This is a genomic window from Mycobacterium sp. 1274756.6 (assembly GCF_001668625.1).
Classification (GTDB): Bacteria; Actinomycetota; Actinomycetes; order Mycobacteriales; family Mycobacteriaceae; genus Mycobacterium.
In genome coordinates, this window is record NZ_LZLJ01000016.1 from 112634 (window position 1) to 138149 (window position 25516).

The window sequence follows — 25516 nt, forward strand, 5'->3', positions numbered from 1 at the left end:
CTTTGCGACGTGACCACACTGCTCCTCGGTGGGCGCATTCACAGCGCCACCCACCCCGACGCGACCGCAATGGCGGTTCGCGACGGTGTCGTAGCCTGGCTGGGCTCCGACGCGGTCGGCCGTGAGCAGTTCCCCGACGCCGATGTGGTCGATCTCGACGGCGGTTTCGTCGCGCCCGGTTTCGTCGACAGCCACGTCCACGTCACCGCCACCGGGCTGACCCTGACCGGTCTGGACCTCGGGGGCGCCACCTCCCGGCAGCACTGCCTCGACCTGCTCGCCGAGCACGCGGCCGCGCACCCCGACGCGCCGATCTGGGGGCACGGCTGGGACGAGAGCCGCTGGCCGGAGCGCACCGCGCCGACCACCGCCGACCTCGACGCCGTACTCGGCCGCCGGCCGGCGTATCTGAGCCGCGTCGACGTCCACTCGGCGCTGGCCTCCGGCGCCCTGCGTGACCGCACCGCCGGCTTGAGCAGCGCGGCGGGCCACCGTGCGCAGCAGCCGCTGACCGGTGATGCCCACCACCGGGTGCGGGCCGCCGCACGCGATCTGCTCACCGCCGGCCAGCGCGCCGCGGCCCGCACCGCCGCGCTGGACGCGGCGGCCGCCGCCGGCATCGTCGCCGTGCACGAGTGCGCCGGCCCCGACATCGGCGGCCCGGACGACTGGCGGGAACTGCGCGCCACTGCCCACGGCGTGCAGGTGACCGGCTACTGGGGCGAGGCGGTGCGCACCGCGGCGCAGGCCACCGAGCTGGTGGCCGAGACCGGCGCGGCCGGGCTGGCCGGCGACCTCTTCGTCGATGGATCGCTGGGATCGCGCACCGCCTGGCTGCAGCAGCCCTACACCGACGACCCCGACTGCACCGGCAGCTGCCACCTGGACCCCGAGGCCATCACCGACCACCTGCTGGCCTGCACCGAGGCGGGGGTGACCGCCGGATTCCACGCGATCGGGGATGCGGCGGTGACCGCCGTCGTGGCCGGATTGACCCGCGCCGTCGACCGGTTCGGGGTGCCCGCGATCGCACGCTGCGGCCACCGGGTGGAACACCTGGAGATGGTCACCGCCGAGCAGGCCGCCCAGTTGGGGGCGTGGGGGGTGATCGCGAGCATGCAGCCCGGGTTCGACGCGCGCTGGGGCGGCGCCGACGGCATGTATGCGCAGCGTCTCGGCGCCGAACGCGCCGGTAACCTCAACCCGTTTGCGCTGTTAGCATCCCAAGGCGTGCCCCTCGCCTTCGGTTCCGACGCCCCGGTCACCGCGCTGAACCCCTGGGCCACCGTGCGAGCCGCGGCCACCCACCGCACCGAGGGCAGTGCCCTGTCGGCGCGCGCCGCCTTCGCCGCCGCCACCCGCGGCGGGTGGCGCGCCGCCGGGATCCACGACGGGCTGACCGGGACGCTGGCGCCGGGCGCGCCCGCTTCCTACGCGATCTGGGAGACCGGGGAACTCACCGTCGCCGCGCCCCGCGACGCGGTGCAGCGCTGGTCCACCGACCCCCGGTCCCGGGTGCCGGCGTTGCCGCAGCTGGCGGCCGAGGCGGAGTTGCCGCGCTGCCGGAGCACCGTCCACCGGGGTGTGGTCATCCATGGCTGACCGACCGCGCCGCCGCCACGAAGCCACCGAGATCATCCCGGTGGTGCGCGACGACGACACACCGCACTCCCCGCATTTCGAGCTGGACACCGACTACGACCCGGTCGGCGATCCCGAGCCGCTGCCCGACCTCAGCGACGAGAACGACGAGAACGACGACGACCACAGCGACCACAGCGACCACAGCGACGACGACACCGACCACACCGACCACACCGACCGCGACGATCACTACGGCGCCGGTGCCGCCGATGCCGCCGATACCGCCGGGGCGTCCGAGAACGACGGGGCCGACGACCCGGCGGCACCGCGCGCCGGCGCGCAGCTGGGCGCCCTGGTGCGGGGCTGGCTGGTCGCACTGCTGGCGCACCTGACCAGCTGGGGGCGGGCCGGGCTGGCCCGGCTCGGCCGGCTCGGCGTCGCAGCGGTGCCGCGGCTGCCCCGGCTGGTCGCCGCCGCGGCCGGCGGGGCGCTGCTGTGCGCGGCGTTCCCGCCGCGGGGCTGGTGGTGGGCGGCGGTCATCGCGCTGGCCCTGCTGAGCTGGGTGCTGACCCACCCCGGCACCACCCGCGCCGGCGGGTTCGGCTACGGCCTGCTGTTCGGCCTGACCTGCTATGTCCCCCTGCTGCCCTGGATCAGCGGGCTGGTGGGCGCGGTGCCCTGGCTGGTGCTGGCGCTGGTGTGCGCACTGTTCCCGGCGCTGTTCGGCCTCGGCGCCGTCCTGGCGCGGTCGCTGCCGGGCTGGCCGGTCTGGTTCGCGGCCGTGTGGGCGCTGCAGGAATGGCTCAAGTCCGTCTTCCCGTTCGGCGGGTTCCCGTGGGGCGTCGTCGGGTTCAGCCAGACCGACGGGCCCTTCCTTCCGTTGGTCTCGCTCGGCGGTGTCCCGCTGCTGTCGACCGCGATCGTGCTGCTCGGCTGCGCGCTCACCGCGCTCGGGATCGAGATCGTCCGCTGGTGGCGGCAGGACCCACCGGCGCAGACCGCCGGAGCCCCGCCGGCGGTGGTGTTGCCGGGCGTATGCATCTGCCTGGTGCTGTTCAGCACGGTCGCGGTGTGGCCGATGGTGCGCCGCGCCGGATCCGGGGCGGAGAACAGCCCGGCGGTCACGGTGGCCGCCGTGCAGGGCAACGTGCCGCGTCTGGGCCTGGACTTCAACGAGCAGCGCCGCGCGGTGCTGGACAACCATGTGCGCCAGACGCTGCGCCTCGCCGAGGAAGTCCATGCCGGACGGGCGCCGCAACCGCAGTTCGTGGTCTGGCCGGAGAACGCCTCGGACATCGACCCGCTGATCAACTCCGACGCCGCCGAGCAGATCACCATGGCCGCCCGGGTCATCGGCGCGCCGATCCTGGTCGGCACCGTGCTGCGCGCGCCGGGCTGGAGCCCGGACAACCCGGTGTCGACCAACTCGGTGCTGGTCTGGGATCCGGCCGTGGGGCCCACCGACCGGCACGACAAGCAGATCGTGCAGCCGTTCGGCGAGTATCTGCCGTGGCGGAGCTTCTTCCGGCACCTGTCGCCCTACGCCGATCGCGCCGGCTATTTCGTCCCGGTGGCGGGCAGCGGGGTGGTGCAGGCCGCGGGCGTACCGGTCGGCGTCGCCACCTGCTGGGAGGTCATCTTCGACCGCGCGCCCCGCGAATCGGTGCGCAACGGGGCTCAGCTGCTGGTGGTGCCCACCAACAACGCCACCTTCGACGCGGCGATGAGCACCCAGCAGTTGGCCTTCGCCAAGGCCCGCGCCGTCGAACACAACCGCTATGTCGTGGTCGCGGGCACCACCGGGATCAGCGCCGTCATCGCCCCGGACGGCCGGGAACTGGGCCGCACCGCGTTCTTCGAACCGGCCTTCCTCGACCAGCAGGTGCATCTGAAAACCGCGACGACCGCGGCCACCCGCTGGGGTCCGGCGGTGCAATGGCTGCTGGTCGGGCTGGGACTGGCCGCCCTGGTGGCGGCGATGCTGCAGAATAAACCCTCGCTGCGTGCCTGGCCGCCACGTCTGCCACGCCGCACGCCACCCGACCCCGGCTCCGAGGCCGACGGAGCCGCCGACCCCGACGACGCTGTCCCGGCCGACAGCGCCGAGACGTCCCCGGAAGACCCCGCACCGGATAGAGGAGCCCCATGACCGCCGGCAGCCCGCCTGCAGACCCGCGCCCCCGCCCGACCGGGCGCAGACTGGTGATCATCCCGACGTTCAACGAGCGCGACAACCTGCCGCTCATCCTCGGGCGGGTCCGCAAGGCGGCACCGGAGGTCGACGTGCTCATCGTCGACGACGGCAGCCCCGACGGCACCGGCGAACTCGCCGACGAGCTCGCGCTGGCCGACCCCGACGCCGTCTACGTCATGCACCGCACCAGCAAGGACGGCCTCGGCGCCGCCTACCTGGCCGGGTTCGCCTGGGGGCTGGAACGCGGCTACTCGGTGCTCGTCGAGATGGACGCCGACGGCAGCCACGCCCCCGAGCAACTGCACCGGCTGCTCGACGCGGTCAACGCCGGCGCCGACGTCGCGATCGGCTCGCGCTACGTCGAGGGCGGCGAGGTGCGCAACTGGCCGCTACGGCGCCTACTGCTGTCCAAGACCGCCAACACCTACTCGCGGCTGCTGCTGGGCGTCAAGATCCGCGACATCACCGCCGGCTACCGCGCCTACCGGCGTGGGGTGCTCGAAGAGATCGACCTCGACGCCGTGGACTCCAAGGGCTACTGCTTCCAGATCGACCTGAGCTGGCGGGCCCTCAACCGCGGCTTCACCATCGTGGAGGTGCCGATCACGTTCACCGAACGGGAACTGGGCGTCTCCAAGATGAGCGGATCGAACATCCGCGAGGCGATGGCCCAGGTCGCGCGGTGGGGGATCGGCGGCCGGTGGGATCGGGCGCGCGGCGCGGTGCGCTCCTGATCCGATAGCCGCCACTGCAGGTCAGTCGGTCGGGCACTTCCCGCCGTTGTCTTCGTAGTAGCCGGGATGCCCGGGGCACGGATGCGACCAGTTGTCCGGGCCGGGCGGGATCAGCGGGCACGGCTGATCGGCGGCGACCTGCTTGAACCAGCAGTACTTCATCGCCGGCGGATCCTTCTTGGGCGGCGAGGCCGGCGGCGGATCGGCTGGCGGCGCATCCTCTTTCGGCGGGTTCTGCGCCGGTGGGTCGGCGGGTGGCGGTGCCGCCGGCGGCGGTGCCGCGGGCGGCGGGTTCTGGACCGGTGGCGGCGGGACCTGCACCGGCGCCGGGGGCGGGGCGGCGAGCGGAGGCGCCTGCACCGGCGGCGGCTGATACTGCACGACCGGCGCGTCGGCCGGCGGCGCGGCCGGCTGCGGCGCGGCCGGCGGCGGCGCGACCGGCGGACCGGCCGCGGTATTGAGATCGGGCTGCACCCACGCGGGCGGCGGCGGGACGGTGCTGTCGGTCGACCCCCCGGCCAACAGGTAGGCCAGCCCGCCGGAGCCCAGCGCGGCCAGCGCCACCGCGGAGGCCGCGATCAGCAGCTGCGGACGCCGAAACCAGGGATCGTGGGCCGGTGCGGGCCGGCCTCGCCGCGAATCGGCGGGGCCGGGGTAGCGGTTCGGTTCGGCGGCCGCGTCCTCCTCGGACCAGGCCAGCGCGTGAAACGTCGTCGACCAGTGGTCACCGGCTCGGGACGCCTCGGTGCGGGCGGTGGCCGGGGCGGCTGCCGCGGTGGTCGGCGGTTGCTGGCCGGTCGCGTCGCGGCGGCCTCGGCCGCGGACGGTTTTCGGGTCGGGGGAGCTCATCGGCTTGCCTTTCCGGTCGGGCACACCGAGACACGGTGCTTCGCTCCCTCGACTATCGACCGGTGCAGGCGGGGCTAACATCCGCCAAAGCGCGTAGAACCCGCGCCCGGATGCCGTAGATCGGTCGTGCGCGCTAGCCCGGCGCGCCGATCGGCGGCGGGATCACCGGCGCACCCGACCGGCTCACGCTTTAGCCGCGTCGACGCGACTTGATCAGCGCCAGCCGCTCTTTGAGCAGCTCCTCGAGCTCCTCGATCGAACGCCGCTCCAGCAGCATGTCCCAGTGGGTGCGCGGCGGCTTGACCTTCTTCGGCTCCGGCACCTCACCCTCGATCAGGGTGCCCTCCATGCCGTTGCGGCAGATCCAGGTGCCGGGGATCTCGGCGTCGTCGGCGAACGGGACGTCGAACTCCTCGCCGTTCTCGGTGCGGTACCGCGCCACCTGCCGCGGCGCCAGATCGTGGTCCCGGTCGGTTTCGTAACTTACCGCTCCGAGCCGGCTTCCTCGAAGAACACGGTCGGCCATCGGACCTCACCTCTCAACACAATGCTCAGCGCTCAGCGATTCCGCGAACACAATTCTCGACACAAACTCGTCAGGTCAACGCGTCGGCCGGCGGGAAAAGTTCCCCGCACCGCCGGCACCATCGCCGGCGCGGCCACTGATGATACCGCGACCGGGGCCGGGGGCCGACTACACTCGGCAGCCGTGACGCGCCGCCCACCCCAGCCCTGCCGCTGGTGCGGCCGGGACGTACCGGACACCCCGACCGGGCGCCGCCGCCAATACTGCCGCCAGTCCTGCCGCCAGCGCGCCTACGAACAGCGCACCCAACTCGGCGCAGCCCACGGCGCGGTGCTGCCCCACGACGCAGTCGTGCTCTCCGCGGACGAGGCGGCCGCCCTCGCCGACCGGATCTACCAGGTGCGCTGCGCGGCGGAGGACGTCGCGACCGCGCTAGAGGAGGGCGCCGACCCGGCTGAACTGCGCGAACTGTGCGCGCAGATGCTGCAGGCGGCCGCCGCCGCCGACGGCTGGCGCTGACCCGGAACCGGTCAGCAGGCGAATTTCAGCCCCACACCCTCCGGCGCCGGCTGCAGGCACCCGAACGGTGCCACCCCGGCGGCCGACATCCGCACCGCCGACTGGTGGGCGTAGTTCACGCAGTACAGGTCGCTGTCATGCGCCCGACACCGGTAGTCCCCGAAACGCAGCGTCTGCCCCTCGGGCAACGCGGCGCCGTCGCCCTTGCCGAACGGGCCCGGATCACCGTGAACCGAACCGACCTGCAACTCCGCGCCGGTGTAGTCGACCCAGCCACCGATCCACTCGCCGTAGGCGGTTTCGGGCTTGGCGGGCGGATCGGCGAGATCGACCAGGCACATCAGGGTGTCCGCGGCGTAGCGCTGATCGGTCATGCAGCGGGTCTTTCCGGAGGTGAACGCGATGTCGTCGCCGAGATCGCTGGTGGCGCCGTCGCGCGTCGCGCTGTGGAACGGGGCGGTGTCGATCTGTTCCCCGACCTCCACCCAGGCGATCACGTCGATCGCCGCGGCCCCGTCCGGCGGCGGCCCACCCGGTGCGGTGCTCTGCGGCGCTCGCGCGCTGCTTGGCACGCCCGATGACGTGGTGGACGTCTCGGTCTCCGGGTGGCCGGTGATGGTGTGCGAGCACCCGGCGATCAGCACCACCGTTGCCAGCAGAACAGCACAACGCATGCGGCAAGGCTAACCGGCACGGCGGGGATTCGCGGGCAGGGACGGGCCGGGACACGACGGTTTCGATACGGTCTGTGCATGCACCAACGGACGGTCCGCGCCACCACCTCCGCCGGCGTCGTCGAGGGATTCACCCGCGACGGGGTGCACCGGTGGCGTTCCATCCCGTACGCGCAGGCCCCGGTGGGGCCGCTGCGCTTCCGGGCGCCGCAGCCGGTGCAGCCGTGGCCGGGAGTGCGCCACTGCCACGGGTTCACCAAGTGCGCCCCCCAGCAGCGCCGCTACACGATGCTGTCGGTCGGCAAATATCAGCCGATGGGGGAGGACTGCCTGACCCTCAACGTGGCCACCCCGCAGGAGCCCCAGCCGGGCCCGCTGCCGGTGATGGTGTTCATCCACGGCGGCGGCTACATCCTGGGCAGCTCCGCGACCCCCATCTACGACGGCGCGGCACTGGCCCGCCGCGGCTGCGTGTACGTGTCGGTCAACTACCGACTCGGTGCGCTGGGCTGTCTGGACCTCTCCGCGCTGTCGACCCGCCAATACCCGCTGGAGAGCAACCTGTTCCTGCGCGACATCGTGGCCGCCCTCGGTTGGGTGCGGGACAACATCGCCGCGTTCGGCGGCGACCCGGGCAACGTGACGGTCTTCGGCGAAAGCGCGGGCGCCCACGCGGTCGCGACTCTGCTGGCGGTGCCGTCGGCGGCCGGCCTGTTCCACCGGGCGATCGCAGAGAGCCCCGCAGCCGGCATGGAACGCTCCGCGGAGCTGGCGGCCGAGTTCGCCGGACGGTACGCCGAGCTGCTCGGTGCCCGCCGCTCCGACGCCGCCCACGCGGTGATGTCGGCGACCGCCGCGCAGCTGGTGACCGCCCAGGACAAGCTGATCGACCAGGGCGTGGAAGACACGCTGGGCGCCTTCCCGATCGGGCCGGTCTACGGCGATGACGTGGTGCCGGTGGAACCGGTGGAGGCGATGGACCGCGGCCTCGCCCACCGGGTGCCGCTGATCGTGGGCTCCAACGCCGACGAGGGCCGGCTGTTCACCCGGTTCCTGCGGCTGCTGCCCACCACCGAGGCGATGATCGAGGATCTGTTCGACAACGTCGACGCCGCCACCCGCGAGCGGATCCTGGCCGCCTACCCCGACTATCCGAAGCCGGCGGCGTGTGTCCGGCTGGGCGGCGACTTCGCGTTCAACGCCGCCGTCTGGCAGGTCGCCGAGGCACACAGCGGGCACGCGCCGACGTTCGTGTACCGCTACGACTTCGCGCCGCGGATGTTGCGCTGGTCGGGGCTGGGCGCCACCCACGCGACCGAACTGTTCGCCGTGTTCGACGTCTACCGCACCGGACTGGGCAACGTGCTCACCGCCGCCGGCGACCGCCGCGCCGCCCTGCGGGTCAGCAACGAGGTGCAGAACCGTTGGCGGGAGTTCGCCCGCACCGGCCGGCCCGGCCAGGTTTGGCCGGCCTACACCCCCGACGAACGCGCCGTCCTGGTCATCGACCGGCGCAGCCGGATCGAGCACGACCCGCACCGGGACCGCCGGCTGGCGTGGCGGGGGTTCTCCCTGACCGGCTGACGGTTGCCGGACGTCAGGTCCGCACCACCGCGGTGCCACCGGCGAAGTCGTCGTGCTTGCCCTGCTTCGTGGGGCTGTCGAAGGCGGTGACGGCGATGACGACCACCGCGATGAACATCAGCGGACCCCCGGCGAAGGGCAGCACGGGCAGCAACGTGAACGCGTTGCGGATCGCGGCCTGTTTGGCATCCGGATGGTCGGCGCCGGCCGGGCCCCGCACCCGCAACCCCAACAGCGCCTTGCCCGGAGTGGCGCCCCGGGTCATCTCGAAGAACACGAAGTAGCCGAACATCAGCACCCCGGAGAACAGCCCGGTCACCAAGAACCAGTAGTCGCTGTCCCGCAGCAGCAGCGACAGCAGCACCGCGGCGATGTTCACCAGCACGCCGTCGATGAACCGGGCGAAAAACCGGCGGAGCAGACCACCCGGGTTCCCGGAGGTAGCGCTGAAAGCGTTTTCCGTCATGAACGCCAATGTACCGACCGCGGGCCGCGAGTAGAGTGCCGGGCGAAACCGGTGCGCGAGGTGTCGAGGCGATGTACCAGATCGTGGTGGCGACAACGATCTTCGCGCATTTCGCGTTCCTGGCCTACCTGGCGGTGGGCGGCTTCCTCGCGTTGCGTTGGCGGCGGAGCATCTGGCTGCATGTGCCGGCGGTGATGTGGGGGGTGGCCATCACCGTCTTCGACCTCAACTGCCCGCTGACCTGGCTGGAACGCTGGGCCCGAAACCGGGGCGGGCTGGCCCCGCTGCCGCCGGAAGGGTTTGTCGCCCATTACCTCACCGGCGTGCTGTATCCGGCGGGCTGGCTGGACGCGGTGCGGGCCGCGGTCTTCGCCGGCATCGCGGTGTCCTGGCTGTGCTACGCGGTGCAGCACCGGCGGAGCCGACGGTGAGCGAGCAGGGACTGGCGCTGCGCGTGGCTGGCGATACGGTGGGTTGATGCGGGCGCTGATCATCGTCGACGTGCAGAACGATTTCTGCGAGGGCGGCGCACTCCCGATCCCCGGTGGTGCGGAGGTGGCCGGCGCGATCAGCGGCTACCTGGCCATCGAGGACCGCTACCGGCACGTGGTGGCGACGGCGGACCGCCACGTCGACCCCGGCGACCACTTCTCCGACAGCCCCGACTACGAGACCGCGTGGCCGCCGCACTGCCTGGCCGGCACGCACGGCGCCGAACTGCATCCCGCGCTGGCGTCGGCGCCGATCGGCGCGGTCTTCGCCAAAGGTGAGCATGACGCCGGATACAACGGATTCGAAGGCGTCGACGACGCGGGCGTCCTGTTGCCCGACTGGCTGCGGGCCCACGGTGTGGACGCGGTCGACGTGGTCGGGATCGCCACCGAGCACTGCGTGCAGGCCACCGCGGAGGCGGCGGCGCGAGCCGGATTCACCACCCGCGTACTCGCCGACCTCACGGCCGGGGTTGGCCCGGAGTCGACCGCGGCCGCACTGGCGGCGCTGCGCGCCGACGGAATCGAGGTGCTCGACACCGCGACCGCCGACCGCGAGCACCAACTGCTCGCCGCGGTGGAACAGTCGCCGCGGGCCGCCGGTGCCCATGACCGGCCGGCCTGGGTCGGTTTGTTCACCGCCGACGGCCGGGTGGAGGACCCGGTCGGGTCGCGCGCCCATGTGGGCACCGCGCAGATCGGGCGTTTCTACGACACCTTCATCGGCCCGCGCGACATCACGTTCCACCGCGATCTGGACATCGTGCGCGCCACCACGGTCATCCGCGACCTGGATCTGGAAGTGGCGATGGGCGACGGCGTGGTGATGAACATCCCCGCTTTTCTGCGCTACGACCTGCGTCGGGTCGACGATCGCTGGCGGATCGACGTGCTCCGCGCCTACTGGGAGTTGCCGGCGATGATGGGCCGGTTCCTGCGCAACGGCTTGCGGGCGCTCCGGCCCGCGCTGGCATTGGCCGGCGGGCTGGGGCGCAACCAAGGGCCGTCCGGCGCGGTCGGCTTCCTGACCGGTTTCCGGCGGGTCGGGGCACGCCACAAAGGGGCGGTTCAGACCTTCCTCAGCGCGGTGGCGCGCGAAGACACCGCGATGGCCACGCGGCTGCTGATGCCCGGCGCCGCGATCAGTCTCGGCGATGACGAGCCGGTCACGCTGAGCGAGTTCGTCGAGCACCTCAGCGGCGCCGGCTATACGAAAGTGATCGGAGCGGGGGACACGGTGGTGGTCTCGGTCTTCTGTGACACCGGCCGCGGCGTGCTCTTCGCCGAACTGCGCGGCCACCGGATCTGCCGCATCCGCTATTTCAGCGGGCACTGATCAACGGCCGGGCACCTCGACCACCACGTTGGTGGCCTTGACCGACGCCACCGCCAGACTGCCGGGCTCCAAACCCAATTCGTCGGCGGCTTCCCGGCTCATCAGCGAGACCATCCGAAACGGGCCGGCCTGGATATCGACCTGCGCCATCACGGTATCCCGGGTCACCTTGGTCACCAGGCCGACCAGCCGATTCCGCGCTGAGGCGCCAAGCACCGGGCTGCGCGTCAGCCGCTCCCCGGCCGGGCGCTGCTGCACGAACTCGGCCAGCGCCGCGCCGTCGACCGCGCGGGGACCGTCGCCGGGGGCCACCGGCAGCCGTCCGGCGTCGATCCAGCGCCGGACGGTGTCGTCGCTGACCCCGAGCAGTTCGGCCACCTCGGAGATACGGAAACTCGGCACCAACCCACCATAGGGTGTGCCGGGCGTTGCGTCGTCCGCAATCGCTGCGGCGGGGGAGAATCGGAGGCGTTATGGAGCCGCACACCTTCTCCCGCCGGACGTGGCTGCGCGGCGCGGCGACACTCGGCGCGGCCGCGGCGGGCGGCTGGACGGCCGGCTGCGGCCGCGACGACGACGCGTTGACCTTCTTCTTCGCCGCCAACCCCGAGGAGGCGGACGCCCGCGGCCACATCGTCGACGCGTTCCGGCGCGCCCACCCCGACATCGCCGTGCGCACCGTGCTGTCGGGCCCCAATCCGATGCAGCAGGTGTCGATCTTCTGCGCGGGCGGGGTGTGCCCGGACGTGATGATGGCGTGGGAGTTCAGCTATGCCGGGCTGGCCGACCGCGGGGTGCTCGCCGACCTCAACGGCTTCCTGCGGGCCGATCCCGACTTCGCGACGAGGCTGCGGAACGACAGCATCGACCGGCTCTACGAGACGTTCACCTTCGACGGCGGGCAATACGCGCTGCCCGAACAATGGTCGGGCAACTTCTTGTTCTACAACCCGGCACTGTTCGCCGAGGCCGGCGTGCCACCCCCGCCCTCGCGATGGGACCGGCCCTGGAGCTTCGACGAATTCCTCGATACGGCAAGGGCACTGACCAAACGGGACCGCTCCGGCCGGGTCACCCAGTGGGGCTTCGTCGACACCTGGGTCGCCTCCTACTCCGCGGCGCTGTTCGGAATGAACAACGGCGCCCCGTGGTCGGTTCCGCGGATGAACCCCACCCACCTCAACTTCGACGACGAGGCCTTCCTGGCCGGCGTGCAGTTCTACGCGGACCTGTCGAATCGGCACGGCGTCGCACCGGCGGCCTCCGACGTGCAGTCGATGTCGACGATGGACCTGTTCTCGGCGGGCCGGGCCGCCATGGCCCTCGGCGGGCACTGGCGCTATCAGACCTTCGCCCGCGCCGAACGGTTGGCTTTCGACGTCACCGTCCTGCCGACCGGCCCGGACGCCCGGCGGGCCGGCTCGAACATCGGCACCACCGGCCTGGCGATCGCCGCCGACAGCACCCGAAAACAGCAGGCGTGGGAGTTCGTCAAGTTCGTCGCCGGCCCGGCCGGTCAGAACCTGATCGCCGAATCCGGGCTCTTCGTCCCCGTGCTGCCGTCGGCGATCGGCTCCCGCGGGTTCGCCGATGCACACCCCGGGATAGCCAACCTTGCGGTGCTCACCGGCGGGCCGGCCCATTCCCAGGGGATGCCGGTCACCCCGGCCTGGGAGAAGGTCAATGCGTTGATAAACCGCGCATTCGGGCCGGTGCTGCGCGGCGCCCGGCCGGCGAGCAGCCTGAGCGCGCTCACCGGGCCGGTCGATGAGGTGCTGGTCCGGCCATGAGCGGACGGCTGCGCCAACGCGCCCGGGCGGGGCGCTTGTTCATCGCACCCAACCTGGCCGCGGTCGCGGTGTTCCTGCTGTTCCCGCTCGGGTTCTCGCTGTACATGAGCCTGCAGCGCTGGGATCTGTTCACCGCACCGGAGTTCGTCGGCCTGGCCAACTTCCGGACCCTGCTCAGCGCGGACCCGCTGTTCCTCATCGCGGTGGTCAACACGGTGGTGTTCACGCTCGGCACCGTCGTGCCGACCGTGCTGATCGGCCTGGCCGTGGCCGCGGCGCTGAACCGCCGGATCGCGGGCATCGGATTTTTCCGCAGCGTCGTGTTCATGCCGCTGGCGGTGTCGGCGGTGGTGATGGCGGTGGTGTGGCAGTTCGTCTTCAACACCGACAACGGGTTGCTCAACATCATGCTGGGCTGGGCCGGCATCGACCCGGTCCCGTGGCTGCAGGAACCGCATTGGGCGATGGTCGCGTTATGCGTGATCAGCGTGTGGAAGAGCGTTCCGCTGGCCACAGTGATCCTGCTCGCCGCCATGCAGGGCGTGCCCGAAAGCCTGTACGAGGCGGCACGACTCGACGGGGCCGGGGAGATCCGCCGGCTGCTGTCGATCACGGTCCCGATGATCCGCGGCGCGGTCTGGTTCGTGGTCGTCATCTCGGTGATCGGCGCGTTCCAGGCCTTCGACCAGGTGTATGTCCTCACCGGGGGCAGCGGCGGGCCGGAGACCGGGACCTATGTGCTGGGGATCATGCTGTTTCAGCACGCGTTCGCGTTCCTCGATTTCGGCTACGCCTCGGCACTGGCGTGGGTCATGTTCGCCGTGCTGCTGGGACTGACGGTGCTGCAACTGCGCCTGGCGCGACGCAATGCGGGGGAGCGCTGATGGCGGCGCCAAAGCACGGCACCGCCGTGCGGATGGTGCGCGGGATCGCGGTGTACACGCTGCTGGCCGCGATGGCATCGTGCGCACTGTTACCGGTCCTGTGGGGCCTGTCGGGATCGCTGAAGAGCGAAGCGGAGGTCGCCGAACCCACCTTGCTTCCGGCCAGCCCACAGTGGTCGAACTACCGTGAGGTGTTCGCGTTGATGCCGTTCTGGCGGATGCTGTTCAACACCGTGCTCTACGCCGGTGCGGTGACCGTCGGCCAGGTCTTCTTCTGTTCGCTGGCCGGATATGCGTTCGCCCGCTTGCGGTTCCGGGGTCGTGACACCTTGTTCGTGCTGTACCTGGGCACTCTGATGGTGCCACTGACGGTGACCGTCATCCCGCAGTTCATCCTGATGCGGGCGTTCGGCTGGACCGACACGATGTGGGCCATGATCATCCCCGGCCTGTTCGGCAGCGCCTTCGGCACCTACCTGATGCGTCAGTTCTTCGTCACGCTGCCAACGGATCTGGAGGAGGCCGCGGTGCTCGACGGCTGCTCACCGTGGCAGATCTACTGGCGGGTGCTGTTGCCGCACGCGCGACCCGCGGTGATGGTGCTGGTGGTGCTCACCTGGGTCAACGTCTGGAACGACTTCCTGTGGCCGCTGCTGATGATCCAACGCGACTCGATCGCCACCCTTACCCTGGGCCTGGTGTGGATGCAGGGCCAATACGTGGCGCGGTGGCCGGTGCTGATGGCCGCCTCGATGCTGATCCTGTTGCCGCTGGTCGCCCTTTATGCGGTGGCCCAACGCACCTTCGTCCGCGGGATCGCCACCACCGGATTGGGCGGGCGATGACCGCCGCATCGAGAAGCGCGGCGGCGGTGCGCTTCGACCACGCCACGCGCCGCTATCCCGGCACCGACCGGCCCGCACTCGACCGGCTGGACCTCACCGTCGACGACGGTGAATTCCTGGTGCTGGTCGGACCGTCCGGCTGCGGGAAGACCACCTCGTTGCGCATGATCGCCGGCCTGGAACCGGTGGACGGCGGGCGCATCCTCATCGGGGACCGCGACGTCAACGACGTCGACCCGAAAGACCGCGACGTGGCCATGGTCTTCCAGAACTACGCGCTGTACCCGCACATGAGCGTGGCCCAGAACATGGGGTTCGCGCTCAAGATCGCTCGGACACCCAGGGCGGAAATCCGCGACCGGGTGGTACAGGCAGCCCGATTGTTGGACCTCGAGGAACTGCTGGACCGCAAACCCAAAGAACTCTCCGGCGGTCAGCGCCAGCGGGTCGCGATGGGCCGGGCGATCGTGCGGCACCCCAAGGTGTTCCTGATGGACGAGCCGCTGTCCAACCTGGACGCCAAACTGCGGGTGCAGACCCGCAATCAGATTGCCGCCCTGCAACGCCGGCTCGACACCACCACCGTCTACGTCACCCACGATCAGGTCGAGGCGATGACGATGGGGGACCGGGTGGCGGTACTCGCCGACGGTGTGCTGCAGCAATGCGCTACTCCGCGAGAGCTCTACCGTGCCCCGGCCAACGCATTCGTCGCCGGCTTCGTCGGCTCACCACCGATGAATCTTTTCCCGGTCGCCGTCGAGCACGGCGCGGTCCGGCTGGGCGACTGGGTGATCGCGCTGCCCCGCACGGTCAGCGCTGCCGCCGACCGAATCCTGGTCGGGGTCCGGCCGGAACATCTCCAGATCGCCGACGGCGGCGTCGAGGTCACCGTCGACGTCGTCGAGGAACTCGGCGCCGACGCCTATCTGTACGGCCGGTTCGCCGGGCCGGCACCAGCGAATCGCGCGCCCGTGGTGGCCCGCACGGCCGGCGGTTGTGCGCCCGCCCGGGGCGCACAGCTGCACCTGCGCGCGCCGGACGAGCGGCTGCACTTCTTCGGCGCCGACGGCCGGCGACTCGCCTGAAACCGCTGGGGTCAGGGCGTGTTGGTCCAGATCAGCAGATCCCGGTTGTCGGCGCGGTAGACCACCCCGTCGGGTTGGGCGCCGATCACGTCGAAGTACAGCTTGCCCTGGGAGTGGTCGGGCGCGCAGATCGTGCGTGGGCTGATCCCCTGTGGCGCATTGGCCGTCGCCAGCACCTGGTAGGTCTCACCGTCGCCGGCGCGGGCGTTGAAGTTGGAGATGATCGGTAGCGGGCAACCCCGCACCGCCTCGACATTGGCGTTGGCCTCCCACAATTGGCCCTGTACCGGCCAGCCGATCACATCCGAACTGGGCTGGAGATTGCTCACCGTCCATTCCTGCGAGACGCCGCCGTCGGCATCAACGAGGCCTTGTTGCGCGCCGAAATGCTGTATGCCGGGCTCATTGTCGGCGAGAGCTGCGGGTGCGGCGGCGATGCCCGCTCCGGCCAACCCCGCTGCCGCCACAGCGCTGAGCACTGCGTTGCGAATGGTCATGGTTCGTCTCCTCTCCTATGCACCGTGGCTGTGTGGGTGCTGAAGGTCGATTAGCCGGGCGAGAAGTGCTTTAAACCAGAGCGAAACGCGCCGTCCCGGGCCTACGGTTGGGCCATGAGCGCGGTGCAGCCGCGGCAGGCCGATCTGGTCTGCGAGGGCGGCGGGGTACGCGGGGTCGGCTTGGTCGGCGCGGTGCACGCGCTGGCCGATGCCGGCTACGACTTCCCGCGGGTGGCCGGCTCCAGCGCCGGAGCGGTCGTCGCCGCCCTGGTCGCCGCGTTACAGAAGGCCGGCGAACCGGTGACCCGGCTGTCGGAGATCATGCGCGGTATCGACTTCAGCAAGTTCGCCGACCCGAGCCTGATCGGGCGGCTGCCGCTCATCGGCGGCGTCGTCTCGTTGCTGACCTCCGAGGGGCTCTACCGGGGCGCCTACCTCGAACGGCTGCTCGCCGGCCTGCTCGGCGACCTCGGGGTGCGCACCTTCGGTGATCTGCGCACCGGGGAGCGCCCCGAGCAGTTCGCCTGGTCGCTGGTGGTGACCGCCAGCGACCTCTCGCGGCGCCGACTGGTGCGCATCCCCTGGGATCTGCAGACCTACGGACTCGATCCCGACGAGTTCCCGGTGGCCCGCGCCGTCCGTGCCTCCTCGGCCATTCCCTATGTTTTCCGGCCGGTCCGGGTGCAGGGCGCCACCTGGGTCGACGGCGGCCTGCTGTCGAACTTCCCGGTGCAATTGTTCGACCGCGCCGAACCGCGGTGGCCGACATTCGGAATCCGGCTCTCGGCGCGGCCGTGCCAGCCGCCCACGACGCACCCGGTGCGGGGGCCGGTCTCGTTGGGCCTGGCGGCAATCGAGACGCTGGTGAGCAACCAGGACGCCGCGTACATCGATGATCCGTGCACGGTGCGCAGGACGATTTTCGTGCCGGCCCAAGAGATCAGTCCGATCGCCTTCGATCTCACGCCAGCGCAACGCGAATCCCTCTACGCCAGCGGACTCGCGGCCGGTGCGCGGTTCGCGGCCACCTGGGACTACACCCGGTACCTGGCGCTTTGCCGGCCGGCGAGACCGGGTCGTGACCGGACCAATACCAGTTCTTAACGAAGCTTTATGGCTTACACCCGGGCACCTTAACTTGGCCCCCTAGCTTGGGTGTCAGGTCGAGGTGACCGCCTCGTACCGGACAGTTGAGTAACCAGTGAGGTGGGGAGGCCAACATGACTTCCACGAGTGCGCACAAGGCTCGGAAATTCGCCCACAGGTACGGTAACCCCGTCACCGAGTACGACGGTGCCGAATTGCGCGGGCAATGCCGTCAACTCGCCACGGTGGTGACGATCAGCGGTCGCATCGACGAGAAGAACATCGAGCGGGTCCGCCAATACGCAAAGCGTTATGTTCTGGCGGAAAAGCCATTTGTTCTCGACCTGAGTGAGGTCACGTTTTTCACCTCGCAGGGTATGTCGCTCCTACATTGCGTCGACGAAACGTGCTCCACTGTGGGAGTGGAATGGTGTCTGGTCCCGAGTCAGTCGGTGACGGGGATGCTGCGGGCGTTCGATGGTGAATCGGCCTTCCCGACAGCGAAATCGACCCCGGACGCGCTGAATCGATTCCTCGACGCCATGCACGAACGCCGTCGTCTGCTGCCCCTGCTGACCAAGATCGCATAACAAAGGAAGAATGAACAATGTTGATCGACATTCGTTGGCTGAGGTTTCTGCTGACCCATTGGCGGAGCCACGCCCACACCGAGTCCACGCCGGTGCCGCACACGCCGGTCCGCGCCGCCGCCTGAGCGCGCCGCAGTAGCTTTTCGGCGCGCCGGCCCCGCAGAGGACGCAGCCGCGCACGAGTCACAGAACACCCGCCCGGTCTTCCGGGCGGGTTTCTTTTTGTCTGCGTACGGCTGAGCAGACACCATCGGCACCCGGGCGCGCGGCGCCCGCCAGAGCGTGGATGCGCAACCAAGGTTGCGATATAGTGCGCAACTGCGCCTGAAACACGCGATAACAGCCGTACTCACGGATCGCTCTCGTGTGTTGCAGGCTCGCGGACCGCCTACCAGCAGTCCCAGTCCGCGTCGATGATGCCGCGTTGGCGATGTTCGGTGGGCTTCGGTGAGAGGAGCCCTGCGACCGATGTGCAGACGAACCCGGCCCCGTCCCGTCGTCGAGTGTCCGCGATGACGGCGCCGGTGTGGATGGCCAGCCCGCCGGAAGTGTGGTCGACGCTGCTGTCCAGCGGCCCCGGGCCGGGCTCACTGCAGGTCGCCGCCGCCCAATGGCACGCCCTGAGCGTCCAGTACGCCGAAGCGGCCCACGAACTCACCGCGCTGCTCGGTGAGGTGCAAGCCGCCGCCTGGCAGGGAACCAGCGCGGCGCGCTATGGCGCTGCGCACCTGCCCTACCTGGCCTGGCTCGCCCAGGCCAGCGCCGACAGCGCCGCGGCCGCGGCCCGGCATGAAGCCGCGGTCGCCGCCTACGCCGCCGCGTTGGCGGCCATGCCGACGATGCCGGAACTGATCGCCAACCACGCCCTGCACGCGACGCTGGTGGCCACCAACTTCTTCGGCGTCAACACCATCCCGATCGCCGTCAACGAGGCCGACTACCTGCGGATGTGGGTCCAGGCGGCGGTGACGATGACCGGCTATCAAACCGCGAGCACCGCGGCGCTCGCCGCCACCCCGCAGACACCGCCGGCACCGATGATCATGACGGCCGAGATGGGGGATATGCCGGGCGGGAAAGACGGTATGAGCCACGGCGGCGGCGGAACCGGGATGCCCGGTGCGGGGTATAACGGCGGTAAGCCGCCGATGTGGTGGATGATGGGCGACCACATTCCCCAAACGCCCGAAGATTGGTACCACGCGCTTTTCCCGCCGCAATTCAATCCGTTCGACCCGAAATCGTTCGGGATGATGTACCCCAGTCTGGAGAAGTTCCTGCCCCGAATCGGGGAAATGTTCAACGCCTACTCCGGAAATCCCGCGCAACTCGCACAGGCGATGCTTTTTCTGGGCGCCCAATTCGTCGTGCACCGCACGTTGTTCTTGAGCTGGATCGTGCTCAACAACCCCGCGATGCTGGGGGCGTTCATCGCGGCCAACCCGGTCTATTCGGTGGGGCTGGCCGCAGGCGCCGCCGCGCCGGCCGCCGCCGCACCCGTGGCGGCCAGCGGGTTGACCGGCCTGGCGGGGCTCGCGGGGGTCCCGGCGCCGACGGCACCGGCGGTCGCGCCGGCCGCGCCCATGCCGTCTCCGCCGGCCACCCCGCCGACTCCGGTCACCCCCCAGGCCGCGGCGGCGCCCACGCCACCCGCCGCCGGCCCGGGGGCACCGGTCGCCCCGGCCGCCCCGCCGGCCGCGGGCGGGCCACCCCCGGCGCCGGTGCTCGGGCCGGAAGGCGCCATCGGCGCCCAGAACGCGGTCTACCCGTATCTGGCCACCGCGGTCACCGCGGGTTCGGAGACCCGGGCGCGGCGCCGAACACCGTCGCGGCAAGCCGATCCGGCGGCAGCCCCCGCACCGGACGCCGTCGCGGCAGCGGAGCAGGAGAAGCAACGGCGGGCCCGGCGCAAGAAGATGGACATGCTCGGCCGCGGCTACGAGTACATGGACCTGGAGCCCGATGTCGAGGATGTCGAGTCCATCGCGGCTTCGGCCCACGGCGCCGGCCCACTCGGCTTCGCCGGGACCGCTACCACCGCAGCGGCACCGCGGGCCGGCGGCCTCGCCGCGCTGACTGCCGACACCCGCGACGCCGGGCCGCGCACGCCGATGATGCCCGGCACCTGGCTCCCCGGCTCAGCACCGGAAAACCCGAGGCGATAGTCGAGCGGTGACGCCGGGTTTCAGCGCGTGTCGCCGGCCGGCTCGGTGTAGCGCTGCCGCAGCTTGCCCTTGACCAGTTTCCCGGTCGGCGTGCGCGGCAGCGCATCGACGAAATCCACGCTGCGGGGCGCTTTGTAGTGCGCGAGCCGATCGCGGACGTAGCCGATGATCTCCTCGGCGAGACCGGCGTCGCCATCGGTGCCGTCGCGCAACTGGACCACCGCCTTGACCTGCTCGCCCATCTCCGGGTCGGGAACACCGATGACGGCCACGTCGTGGATCGCGGGATGCAGCGCGAGAACGTTCTCGATCTCCTGGGGATAGATGTTGACCCCGCCGGAGATGATCATGAACGACTTACGGTCGGTGAGGAACAGGTAACCGTCGTCGTCGACATAACCCAAATCGCCGACGGTGGTCCAGTTTTCGTGCCGCGGATGTTGCGCGGAGCGGGTCTTCTCCGGCGCGTTGTGGTAGATGAACGGTACGGTGTCGCGTTCGAAGTAGACGGTGCCGACCTCGCCGGTGGGCAGTTCCCGGCCGTCGTCGTCGCAGATGTGGGCGACGCCGAGCACCGCCTTACCCACCGATCCGCGCTTGGTCGTCCACTCCGCGGAGGTCATCATGGTCATGCCGTGCGCCTCGGTGGCGCTGTAGTACTCGACGAGGATCGGACCCCACCAGTCGATCATCGCGTCTTTGACCTCCGGTGGGCACGGCGCCGCGGCGTGCAGCGCGAGCCGCAGCGAGGACATGTCGTAACGGGCCCGGACGTCGTCGGGAAGCTGCAACAGCCGCACGAACATCGTCGGAACCACCTGCGTCATCGTCGCCCGGTAGCGCTCGATAGCGGCCAGCATCGCCTCGGCGTCGAAGCGTTCCATCAGGACCACGGTGCCGCCCAGCGCCTGGATCCCGGCGCAGTACTTCAGCGGCGCGGCATGATAGATCGGCGCCGGTGACAGATACACGGTCTCCGGCCCGACCGCGAACAGCGCTTCGAGCAACGCGATGAGCGGCTCGCCGGGTTCGTCGACCTGGATCGGCAACAGGGGTGGCTTGATGCCTTTGGGGCGGCCGGTGGTGCCCGAGGAGTACAGCATGTCCGCGCCGCGCGGCTGGTCGGTCAACGGGGGAGCATCGGCGTCGAGCAACTCCTGATAACTCGAATAGCCGACGACGTCGCCGTCGAAAGCGTAGCGGCGCACCGAATCCGGGATCTCAGCGATGATCCCGGCGGCCAGGTCGGCGAGGTGTCCGGACGCGAACAGCACGCGTGCGCCGCTGTCGGTGACGATATAGCCGGCCTCCGCCGCGCTGAGGTGGTGGTTGATCGCGGTGAGGTAGAGCCCGGAACGGATGGCGGCCCAGTAGATCACGAACGCCTCGGCGGTGTTGTCCGACAGCATCGCGACGACATCGCCGCGCCGCAGCCCCAGCTTGTACAGCGCCGCGGCCAGCCGAGCAGACCGCTCGTCGAGCTCACCGTAGGTCAGTACGGCGCCGCTGGCGGCCATGATCACCGCGGGTCGGTCGGGGTTTTCGGCTGCGTGGTTGCCCGGGAACATGGCCCTCCTGTGGTGATGGCCGGTCGCTGCGGCTCGCCGCACCAGCTAACGGTAGGTAGGCTAACCTAATGCTGCGTGTGTGTGGGGTGACCCGGATTTTTCACTCCCGCACCGACCCCGTCCACGCCTTGCGAGGCGTTGATCTCGACGTAGCCGAAGGCAGCCTGACCGCCGTCCTGGGCCCGTCCGGATGCGGGAAGACGACCCTGCTGCGGGTGATGGCCGGCTTCGATCGCCCCGACCGCGGCGAGGTGCGGCTGGACGGCCGACTGGTCGCGGGCCCGGGGGTGTTCGTGGCTCCCGAACGGCGCAGCATCGGCGTCGTCGCGCAGGAGGGTGCGCTGTTTCCGCACCTCAGCACCGCCGCCAATGTCGCCTACGGGCTGCCGTTGCCGCCGCGCCAACGCCTGTCGCCGTCCGCGCGGGCGGCGCGCCGCGGCCGCGTGGAGCAGATGTTGGCGCTGGTCGGTCTGCCGGGAATGGGGGAGCGGCGCCCCGACGAGCTCTCCGGCGGCCAACAACAACGGGTGGCGCTGGCCCGGGCGCTGGCGCCGGAGCCCGCGGTGCTGCTGCTCGACGAGCCGTTCTCTGCCCTGGACGCCGCGCTGCGGGTGGAGTTGCGCGAAGAGGTCCGCGACCTGCTGCGGTCCATCGGGGCCACCGCCGTGCTGGTCACCCACGATCAAGCCGAGGCGCTGTCGCTGGCCGACCGGGTGGCGATGATGCGCGACGGCAGGGTGATCCAATTCGGCACCCCGGCAGCGGTCTACGCACACCCCGTCGACCCGGAAGCGGCCGCGTTCCTCGGTGACGCGATGGAGCTTCCCTGCCGGGTGGCGACCGCGGTTCCCGGCACCGACCTGGTGGACCTGCAGTGCCCGTTGGGTGCGGTAAGGGTGGCGGCCACCGCGGTCTATCCGGGCGCCGACGGAGCGGATACCGGCCGATTGGTGCTGCGGCCCGAGCAGTTGTTGTTGGCCGAGTCCGGCATCCCCGCGGTGGTCGCCGCGACCAGCTATTTCGGGCACGACGGGCTGGCCCAGCTGGATCTCGCCGACGGCACCCGGCTGCTGGTCCGGCTCGACGGCCGCCGGATCCCGCCGGTCGGCGCCGAGGTGCGGGTGCGGGTGTCGCCGGAGCTGGAAGCGATGCCCGGTGTTCCGGCGTGACGGGGTGCGGGCCGCCGGCCCCCGCTGCAGCGGGTTGGCTAGCCTGGCGACGGCCGGCGTCCGGGCAGGAAACACGTCACCGGAGACGAGCGGAAACGGATGAGGACAATGAACAGATCTGCGCTGACCAGGATTCTCGCGTTCGCAGCCGCGGTGGCTCTCACCGCCGGGCTGGCCGCGTGCGCACCGCAGGACGACGCATCTGGCGACGGCACCCGCCTGACCGTGTACTCGGGTCAGCACGAGGAGTTGGCCAATGCGCTCGCCGAACGCTTTGAGGCCGAGACCGGAATCGGCATCGACGTCCGGGCGGGCAAAGACGCCGAGATGGTCGGGCAGGTCATCGAGGAAGGGCAGCGCTCCAACGCCGACATCGTGATCACCGAAGAACCCGGCCCCATCGGCGATCTCGACGCCCGCGGCCTGCTGGCAGCAGTGCCCGCCGACGTGCTGAGCGTCCCCGACCAGCGGTTCGTGCCGTCCACCGGGAACTGGCTGCCCTGGGCGGCCCGGTCGCGGGTGTTCTTCTACGACCCGGACCTGATCGCCGAGGACGAGTTGCCCAAAAGCATCCTGGACCTCTCCGACCCGCAATGGAAAGGCCGCTTCGCCTACGCGCCCTCCGGGGCCTTCAAGTCCACCACCGCCTACCTGATCAACACCATCGGCGCGGACGCCACCCTGGACTGGCTGAAAGCGGTGAAGGACAACGGGATCAACGAGCAGAAGAACGGCAAGGTGCGTGACAGCGTCGAGGCCGGCCAGCACGCTTTCGGGCTGAGCAACCACTACTACTGGTACATCCTGGCCCGCGACCGCGGCGGTGAACAGAATCTGACCTCGCGGGTGTTCTTCCTCAACAGCGACGACGCCGGTGCGCTCATGCTCGCCTCCGGCGCCGGAGTGCTGGCTTCCAGCCGGCACCAGGAGGAAGGCCGACAGTTCCTGCAGTGGTTGGCCGCGCCCGACGGGGGACAGCAGGTGGTCGCGCAGGCCAGTCCGCAGTTCCCGCTCACGCCGGGTGTCCGTAGCGACTACGGTCTGCCCTCGATCGACGAACTGACCTTCCCGCAGTTCGACCAGGCTTCGCTGGAGAACGTCGATGAGGCCAACGCCTTGTTGATGCAGAGCGGAATCATCTGATCGCGTCGGCATCGGACCGGAGTGCGGTGCGGTGAGCCTGAGCGACCCGGAAACGATCCAGAACACGGTCGCGCTCGACGGGGCGGTGCCGCCGCGTTCGGCATCCCCGGTGCGGCGGCGATCGCCGCTCACCCTGACCGTTCTGGGGCTGCTGATCGCGGCCGCCGCGATCTCGCCGGCCGCCTATCTGCTGCTTCGGGCCGGTTTCAGCATCCCGCTGCTGCGCAGCCAGTTGGCGGCGCCCACCACCGTCCCGCTGATCTGGAACACGTTGTGGCTGTTGATCCTCGTCTGCGGGTGCACCGCGGTTCTCGGGCTCGGCCTGGCCGTGCTCATCGCGCGCACGACGCTGCCGCTGCCGCGGCTGTGGACGGTGCTGTTCACGCTGCCGTTGGGAGTGCCGACCTTCGTCGGGTCCTACGCCTGGGTGGCCTTCTTCTATGAGTATTTTCCGCGCTCCGAGCTGATCTTCGGGCTGGGTGGGGCAGCGGCGGTGTTGACCGTGACCTTGTTCCCCTACGTCTTCCTGCCGGTCCTCACCGCGCTGCGCCGTCTCGACCCCGCCCAGGAGGAGGCGGCCCGGGCGCTGGGCCGCGGTCCGGTCTCGGCCTTCCTGCACATCACGCTGCCGCAGCTGCGGCCGGCCATCGCGACCGGGGTGTTGATCATCGGCCTGCACGTCCTGGCGGAGTTCGGTGCGGTGGAGATGCTCAACTACTCCACCCTGACCACCGCGATCGTGCAACGCGCCACCGTGCTGGGCATGCCGGAGTCCGCGCGGGCGCTGGCCGTCGTGCTCGCCGGCGGCGCGATCGTTCTGCTGCTGCTCGATCGGCTGTTGCGGGGCCGGGCCTACCCGCTGCGCAGCGGCAGGGGAGCGGCCCGCCCGCCGCTGCGCTGGCGGCTGGGGCCGACCGCACCGCTGTTCGTGGTGGCCTGTTCGGCGGTGGCGGCCGGAGCGCTGGCGGTGCCGCTGTGGGTCACCGCCAGCGGCTTGGTGCGACGGGCGGGCGGTGCGGGTAGCGCCCTGGATTGGGCGGCGCTGGCGGCGGCGACCACCAACACCGCCCAGTGGGCGGGCGCGGCGGCATTGGTGGCGACGGCCGCCGCGCTGCCGGTCACCGTGCTCGCGGTGCGCTATCCGGGCCGGTTGTCGACGGCGATCGAACGGGCGACCTGGATCGCTCACGCGCTGCCGGGCGTGATCATGGCGCTGGCGTTGGTCTACCTCGCCGTGCGCTGGGCCTACCCGCTGTATCAGACCAGTGCGCTGCTGGTGGCCGGTTACGTGGTGATGTTCCTGCCGTTGGCGATCGGGGCTCAGCAGGTGGGCATCGCCCAGGCCTCCCCACGGCTGGAGGAGATGTCGCGGTCGCTGGGCAAGGGTCCGTTGCAGACCTTCGCGCGGGTCACCGCGCCGCTGGCGCTGCCGGCGATCGGGGTGGGCGCGCTGCTGGTCGCGCTCGATGCGGGCAAGGAACTGACGACGACGCTGTTGCTGCGGCCGACCGGGGAGCATTCGCTGGCCACCGCGTTGTGGTCGACCACCGAGGGGGAGGTGCTCGACTTCACCGCCGCCGCCCCCTACGGTCTGGCGCTGTTGATCATCGGCGCCGTCCCGGCGGGGCTGCTGGCCCGGACGACGCTGCGCCGCTAACTGTGATGTCCGGGGAGGTTGGTCAGTCGGGTGACCGGTGGCCGGCCTCCGAGGGCGGAGTGGGCTCGGTGGTGATT

At 70.7% G+C, this 25516-nt stretch carries 24 protein-coding genes and 1 pseudogene; 18 read left to right on the forward strand and 7 right to left on the reverse strand.

The features are described 5' to 3' along the window. Positions 1-69 precede the first annotated feature (69 nt). Genes A5643_RS02340 through A5643_RS02350 form a run of 3 tightly spaced genes read left to right on the forward strand, consistent with a single transcriptional unit; the run spans position 70 to position 4512 of the window. On the forward strand, positions 70-1602 hold the full coding sequence (locus tag A5643_RS02340; protein ID WP_197497618.1) for an amidohydrolase: 1533 nt from the start codon (positions 70-72) through the stop codon (positions 1600-1602). Beyond that, on the forward strand, positions 1595-3733 hold the full coding sequence (lnt, locus tag A5643_RS02345; RefSeq protein WP_082948672.1) for an apolipoprotein N-acyltransferase: 2139 nt from the start codon (positions 1595-1597) through the stop codon (positions 3731-3733). Before A5643_RS02340 ends, lnt begins: the two co-directional genes overlap by 8 nt. Beyond that, positions 3730-4512 (forward strand): polyprenol monophosphomannose synthase, encoded by a 783-nt coding sequence (locus tag A5643_RS02350; RefSeq protein ID WP_066851532.1) that lies wholly within the window; start codon positions 3730-3732, stop codon positions 4510-4512. The genes lnt and A5643_RS02350 overlap by 4 nt, the downstream gene beginning before the upstream one ends. Before the next feature lie 21 nt (positions 4513-4533). On the opposite strand, the gene A5643_RS02355 is transcribed toward A5643_RS02350, so the two are convergent. Together A5643_RS02355 and A5643_RS02360 are read right to left on the reverse strand one after the other, a co-directional pair. Next, the gene (locus A5643_RS02355) at positions 4534-5385 is read right to left on the reverse strand and encodes a hypothetical protein (protein WP_066851534.1); all 852 of its coding nucleotides are present in this window, start codon (positions 5383-5385) and stop codon (positions 4534-4536) included. A 166-nt stretch (positions 5386-5551) separates the two neighbouring features. Then, a complete protein-coding gene (locus A5643_RS02360; RefSeq protein ID WP_066851540.1) occupies positions 5552-5887 on the reverse strand; it encodes an RNA polymerase-binding protein RbpA in 336 nt (111 codons plus the stop codon). Between the two features lie 183 nt (positions 5888-6070). Between A5643_RS02360 and A5643_RS02365 the strand changes: the two genes are divergently transcribed. Then, positions 6071-6406, forward strand: a complete 336-nt coding sequence (locus A5643_RS02365; RefSeq protein ID WP_066851542.1) for a hypothetical protein — start codon at positions 6071-6073, stop codon at positions 6404-6406. An 11-nt stretch (positions 6407-6417) separates the two neighbouring features. Here A5643_RS02365 and A5643_RS02370 read toward each other — a convergent pair whose 3' ends face one another. Then, a complete protein-coding gene (locus A5643_RS02370; RefSeq protein ID WP_066851544.1) occupies positions 6418-7080 on the reverse strand; it encodes a hypothetical protein in 663 nt (220 codons plus the stop codon). Positions 7081-7158: 78 nt separating this feature from the next. On the opposite strand from A5643_RS02370, the gene A5643_RS02375 reads away from it, so the two are divergent. Next, entirely contained in the window at positions 7159-8664 is a 1506-nt protein-coding gene (locus A5643_RS02375) for a carboxylesterase/lipase family protein (RefSeq protein ID WP_066851546.1), read from the forward strand. Positions 8665-8677: 13 nt separating this feature from the next. Here A5643_RS02375 and A5643_RS02380 read toward each other — a convergent pair whose 3' ends face one another. Next, positions 8678-9130, reverse strand: coding sequence for an RDD family protein (locus A5643_RS02380; RefSeq protein WP_066851548.1), 453 nt, complete (start codon positions 9128-9130; stop codon positions 8678-8680). 71 nt (positions 9131-9201) lie between these two features. On the opposite strand from A5643_RS02380, the gene A5643_RS02385 reads away from it, so the two are divergent. From A5643_RS02385 to A5643_RS02390, 3 genes and pseudogenes are all read left to right on the forward strand, one after another. Continuing rightward, on the forward strand, positions 9202-9561 hold the full coding sequence (locus A5643_RS02385; protein ID WP_066851550.1) for a DUF2784 domain-containing protein: 360 nt from the start codon (positions 9202-9204) through the stop codon (positions 9559-9561). A gap of 46 nt (positions 9562-9607) precedes the next feature. After that, positions 9608-10156, forward strand: a pseudogene (locus A5643_RS18370) (isochorismatase family protein); the annotation flags it as partial. Continuing rightward, positions 10151-10957, forward strand: a complete 807-nt coding sequence (locus tag A5643_RS02390) for a ketosteroid isomerase family protein (protein ID WP_066851601.1) — start codon at positions 10151-10153, stop codon at positions 10955-10957. The pseudogene A5643_RS18370 and the gene A5643_RS02390, both read left to right, overlap by 6 nt. Here A5643_RS02390 and A5643_RS02395 read toward each other — a convergent pair whose 3' ends face one another. After that, positions 10958-11359 (reverse strand): TOBE domain-containing protein, encoded by a 402-nt coding sequence (locus tag A5643_RS02395; protein ID WP_066851552.1) that lies wholly within the window; start codon positions 11357-11359, stop codon positions 10958-10960. A 71-nt stretch (positions 11360-11430) separates the two neighbouring features. Between A5643_RS02395 and A5643_RS02400 the strand changes: the two genes are divergently transcribed. Genes A5643_RS02400 through A5643_RS02415 form a run of 4 tightly spaced genes read left to right on the forward strand, consistent with a single transcriptional unit; the run spans position 11431 to position 15564 of the window. Next, positions 11431-12747: an ABC transporter substrate-binding protein gene (locus tag A5643_RS02400; RefSeq protein WP_066851554.1), complete on the forward strand. Its 1317-nt coding sequence runs from the start codon at positions 11431-11433 to the stop codon at positions 12745-12747. Further along, positions 12744-13631: a carbohydrate ABC transporter permease gene (locus A5643_RS02405; protein ID WP_066851555.1), complete on the forward strand. Its 888-nt coding sequence runs from the start codon at positions 12744-12746 to the stop codon at positions 13629-13631. Before A5643_RS02400 ends, A5643_RS02405 begins: the two co-directional genes overlap by 4 nt. Then, positions 13631-14476: a carbohydrate ABC transporter permease gene (locus A5643_RS02410; protein WP_066851556.1), complete on the forward strand. Its 846-nt coding sequence runs from the start codon at positions 13631-13633 to the stop codon at positions 14474-14476. Before A5643_RS02405 ends, A5643_RS02410 begins: the two co-directional genes overlap by 1 nt. After that, positions 14473-15564 (forward strand): ABC transporter ATP-binding protein, encoded by a 1092-nt coding sequence (locus tag A5643_RS02415; RefSeq protein WP_066851558.1) that lies wholly within the window; start codon positions 14473-14475, stop codon positions 15562-15564. Before A5643_RS02410 ends, A5643_RS02415 begins: the two co-directional genes overlap by 4 nt. A gap of 11 nt (positions 15565-15575) precedes the next feature. Here the strand turns inward: A5643_RS02415 and A5643_RS17590 are convergent, their stop codons facing one another. Further along, positions 15576-16061 (reverse strand): MPT63 family protein, encoded by a 486-nt coding sequence (locus A5643_RS17590; protein ID WP_082948673.1) that lies wholly within the window; start codon positions 16059-16061, stop codon positions 15576-15578. Between the two features lie 114 nt (positions 16062-16175). On the opposite strand from A5643_RS17590, the gene A5643_RS02425 reads away from it, so the two are divergent. The 3 genes from A5643_RS02425 to A5643_RS18830 all read left to right on the forward strand — a co-directional run bounded on the left by A5643_RS02425 (position 16176) and on the right by A5643_RS18830 (position 19902). Next, on the forward strand, positions 16176-17165 hold the full coding sequence (locus A5643_RS02425; RefSeq protein ID WP_066851562.1) for a patatin-like phospholipase family protein: 990 nt from the start codon (positions 16176-16178) through the stop codon (positions 17163-17165). A gap of 116 nt (positions 17166-17281) precedes the next feature. After that, positions 17282-17737 (forward strand): STAS domain-containing protein, encoded by a 456-nt coding sequence (locus tag A5643_RS02430; protein WP_066851563.1) that lies wholly within the window; start codon positions 17282-17284, stop codon positions 17735-17737. A 512-nt stretch (positions 17738-18249) separates the two neighbouring features. After that, entirely contained in the window at positions 18250-19902 is a 1653-nt protein-coding gene (locus tag A5643_RS18830; RefSeq protein ID WP_066851603.1) for a PPE domain-containing protein, read from the forward strand. A 20-nt stretch (positions 19903-19922) separates the two neighbouring features. Here the strand turns inward: A5643_RS18830 and A5643_RS02440 are convergent, their stop codons facing one another. Continuing rightward, positions 19923-21470, reverse strand: a complete 1548-nt coding sequence (locus tag A5643_RS02440) for an acyl-CoA synthetase (RefSeq protein ID WP_082948674.1) — start codon at positions 21468-21470, stop codon at positions 19923-19925. Positions 21471-21538: 68 nt separating this feature from the next. On the opposite strand from A5643_RS02440, the gene A5643_RS02445 reads away from it, so the two are divergent. The 3 genes from A5643_RS02445 (at position 21539) to A5643_RS18835 (ending at position 25439) form a co-directional block, all read left to right on the forward strand. Continuing rightward, positions 21539-22639 carry an ABC transporter ATP-binding protein gene (locus A5643_RS02445; RefSeq protein ID WP_066851565.1) on the forward strand — a complete coding sequence of 367 codons (1101 nt, stop codon included), beginning with the start codon at positions 21539-21541 and terminating at the stop codon, positions 22637-22639. 108 nt (positions 22640-22747) lie between these two features. Further along, positions 22748-23782, forward strand: a complete 1035-nt coding sequence (locus A5643_RS02450) for an extracellular solute-binding protein (RefSeq protein WP_066851567.1) — start codon at positions 22748-22750, stop codon at positions 23780-23782. A gap of 31 nt (positions 23783-23813) precedes the next feature. After that, on the forward strand, positions 23814-25439 hold the full coding sequence (locus A5643_RS18835) for an ABC transporter permease (RefSeq protein ID WP_082948676.1): 1626 nt from the start codon (positions 23814-23816) through the stop codon (positions 25437-25439). Positions 25440-25516 lie beyond the last annotated feature (77 nt).

Coding starts and splice junctions, on each gene's coding strand:
- A5643_RS02340 (WP_197497618.1), top strand. CDS start 70: ATGGCGGTTCGCGACGGTGTCGTAGCCTGGCTGGGCTCCGACGCGGTC.
- lnt (WP_082948672.1), top strand. CDS start 1,595: ATGGCTGACCGACCGCGCCGCCGCCACGAAGCCACCGAGATCATCCCG.
- A5643_RS02350 (WP_066851532.1), top strand. CDS start 3,730: ATGACCGCCGGCAGCCCGCCTGCAGACCCGCGCCCCCGCCCGACCGGG.
- A5643_RS02360 (WP_066851540.1), bottom strand. CDS start 5,887: ATGGCCGACCGTGTTCTTCGAGGAAGCCGGCTCGGAGCGGTAAGTTAC.
- A5643_RS02370 (WP_066851544.1), bottom strand. CDS start 7,080: ATGCGTTGTGCTGTTCTGCTGGCAACGGTGGTGCTGATCGCCGGGTGC.
- A5643_RS02375 (WP_066851546.1), top strand. CDS start 7,159: ATGCACCAACGGACGGTCCGCGCCACCACCTCCGCCGGCGTCGTCGAG.
- A5643_RS02380 (WP_066851548.1), bottom strand. CDS start 9,130: ATGACGGAAAACGCTTTCAGCGCTACCTCCGGGAACCCGGGTGGTCTG.
- A5643_RS02385 (WP_066851550.1), top strand. CDS start 9,202: ATGTACCAGATCGTGGTGGCGACAACGATCTTCGCGCATTTCGCGTTC.
- A5643_RS02400 (WP_066851554.1), top strand. CDS start 11,431: ATGGAGCCGCACACCTTCTCCCGCCGGACGTGGCTGCGCGGCGCGGCG.
- A5643_RS02405 (WP_066851555.1), top strand. CDS start 12,744: ATGAGCGGACGGCTGCGCCAACGCGCCCGGGCGGGGCGCTTGTTCATC.
- A5643_RS02410 (WP_066851556.1), top strand. CDS start 13,631: ATGGCGGCGCCAAAGCACGGCACCGCCGTGCGGATGGTGCGCGGGATC.
- A5643_RS02415 (WP_066851558.1), top strand. CDS start 14,473: ATGACCGCCGCATCGAGAAGCGCGGCGGCGGTGCGCTTCGACCACGCC.
- A5643_RS17590 (WP_082948673.1), bottom strand. CDS start 16,061: ATGACCATTCGCAACGCAGTGCTCAGCGCTGTGGCGGCAGCGGGGTTG.
- A5643_RS02425 (WP_066851562.1), top strand. CDS start 16,176: ATGAGCGCGGTGCAGCCGCGGCAGGCCGATCTGGTCTGCGAGGGCGGC.
- A5643_RS02430 (WP_066851563.1), top strand. CDS start 17,282: ATGACTTCCACGAGTGCGCACAAGGCTCGGAAATTCGCCCACAGGTAC.
- A5643_RS18830 (WP_066851603.1), top strand. CDS start 18,250: ATGACGGCGCCGGTGTGGATGGCCAGCCCGCCGGAAGTGTGGTCGACG.
- A5643_RS02440 (WP_082948674.1), bottom strand. CDS start 21,470: ATGTTCCCGGGCAACCACGCAGCCGAAAACCCCGACCGACCCGCGGTG.
- A5643_RS02445 (WP_066851565.1), top strand. CDS start 21,539: ATGCTGCGTGTGTGTGGGGTGACCCGGATTTTTCACTCCCGCACCGAC.
- A5643_RS02450 (WP_066851567.1), top strand. CDS start 22,748: ATGAACAGATCTGCGCTGACCAGGATTCTCGCGTTCGCAGCCGCGGTG.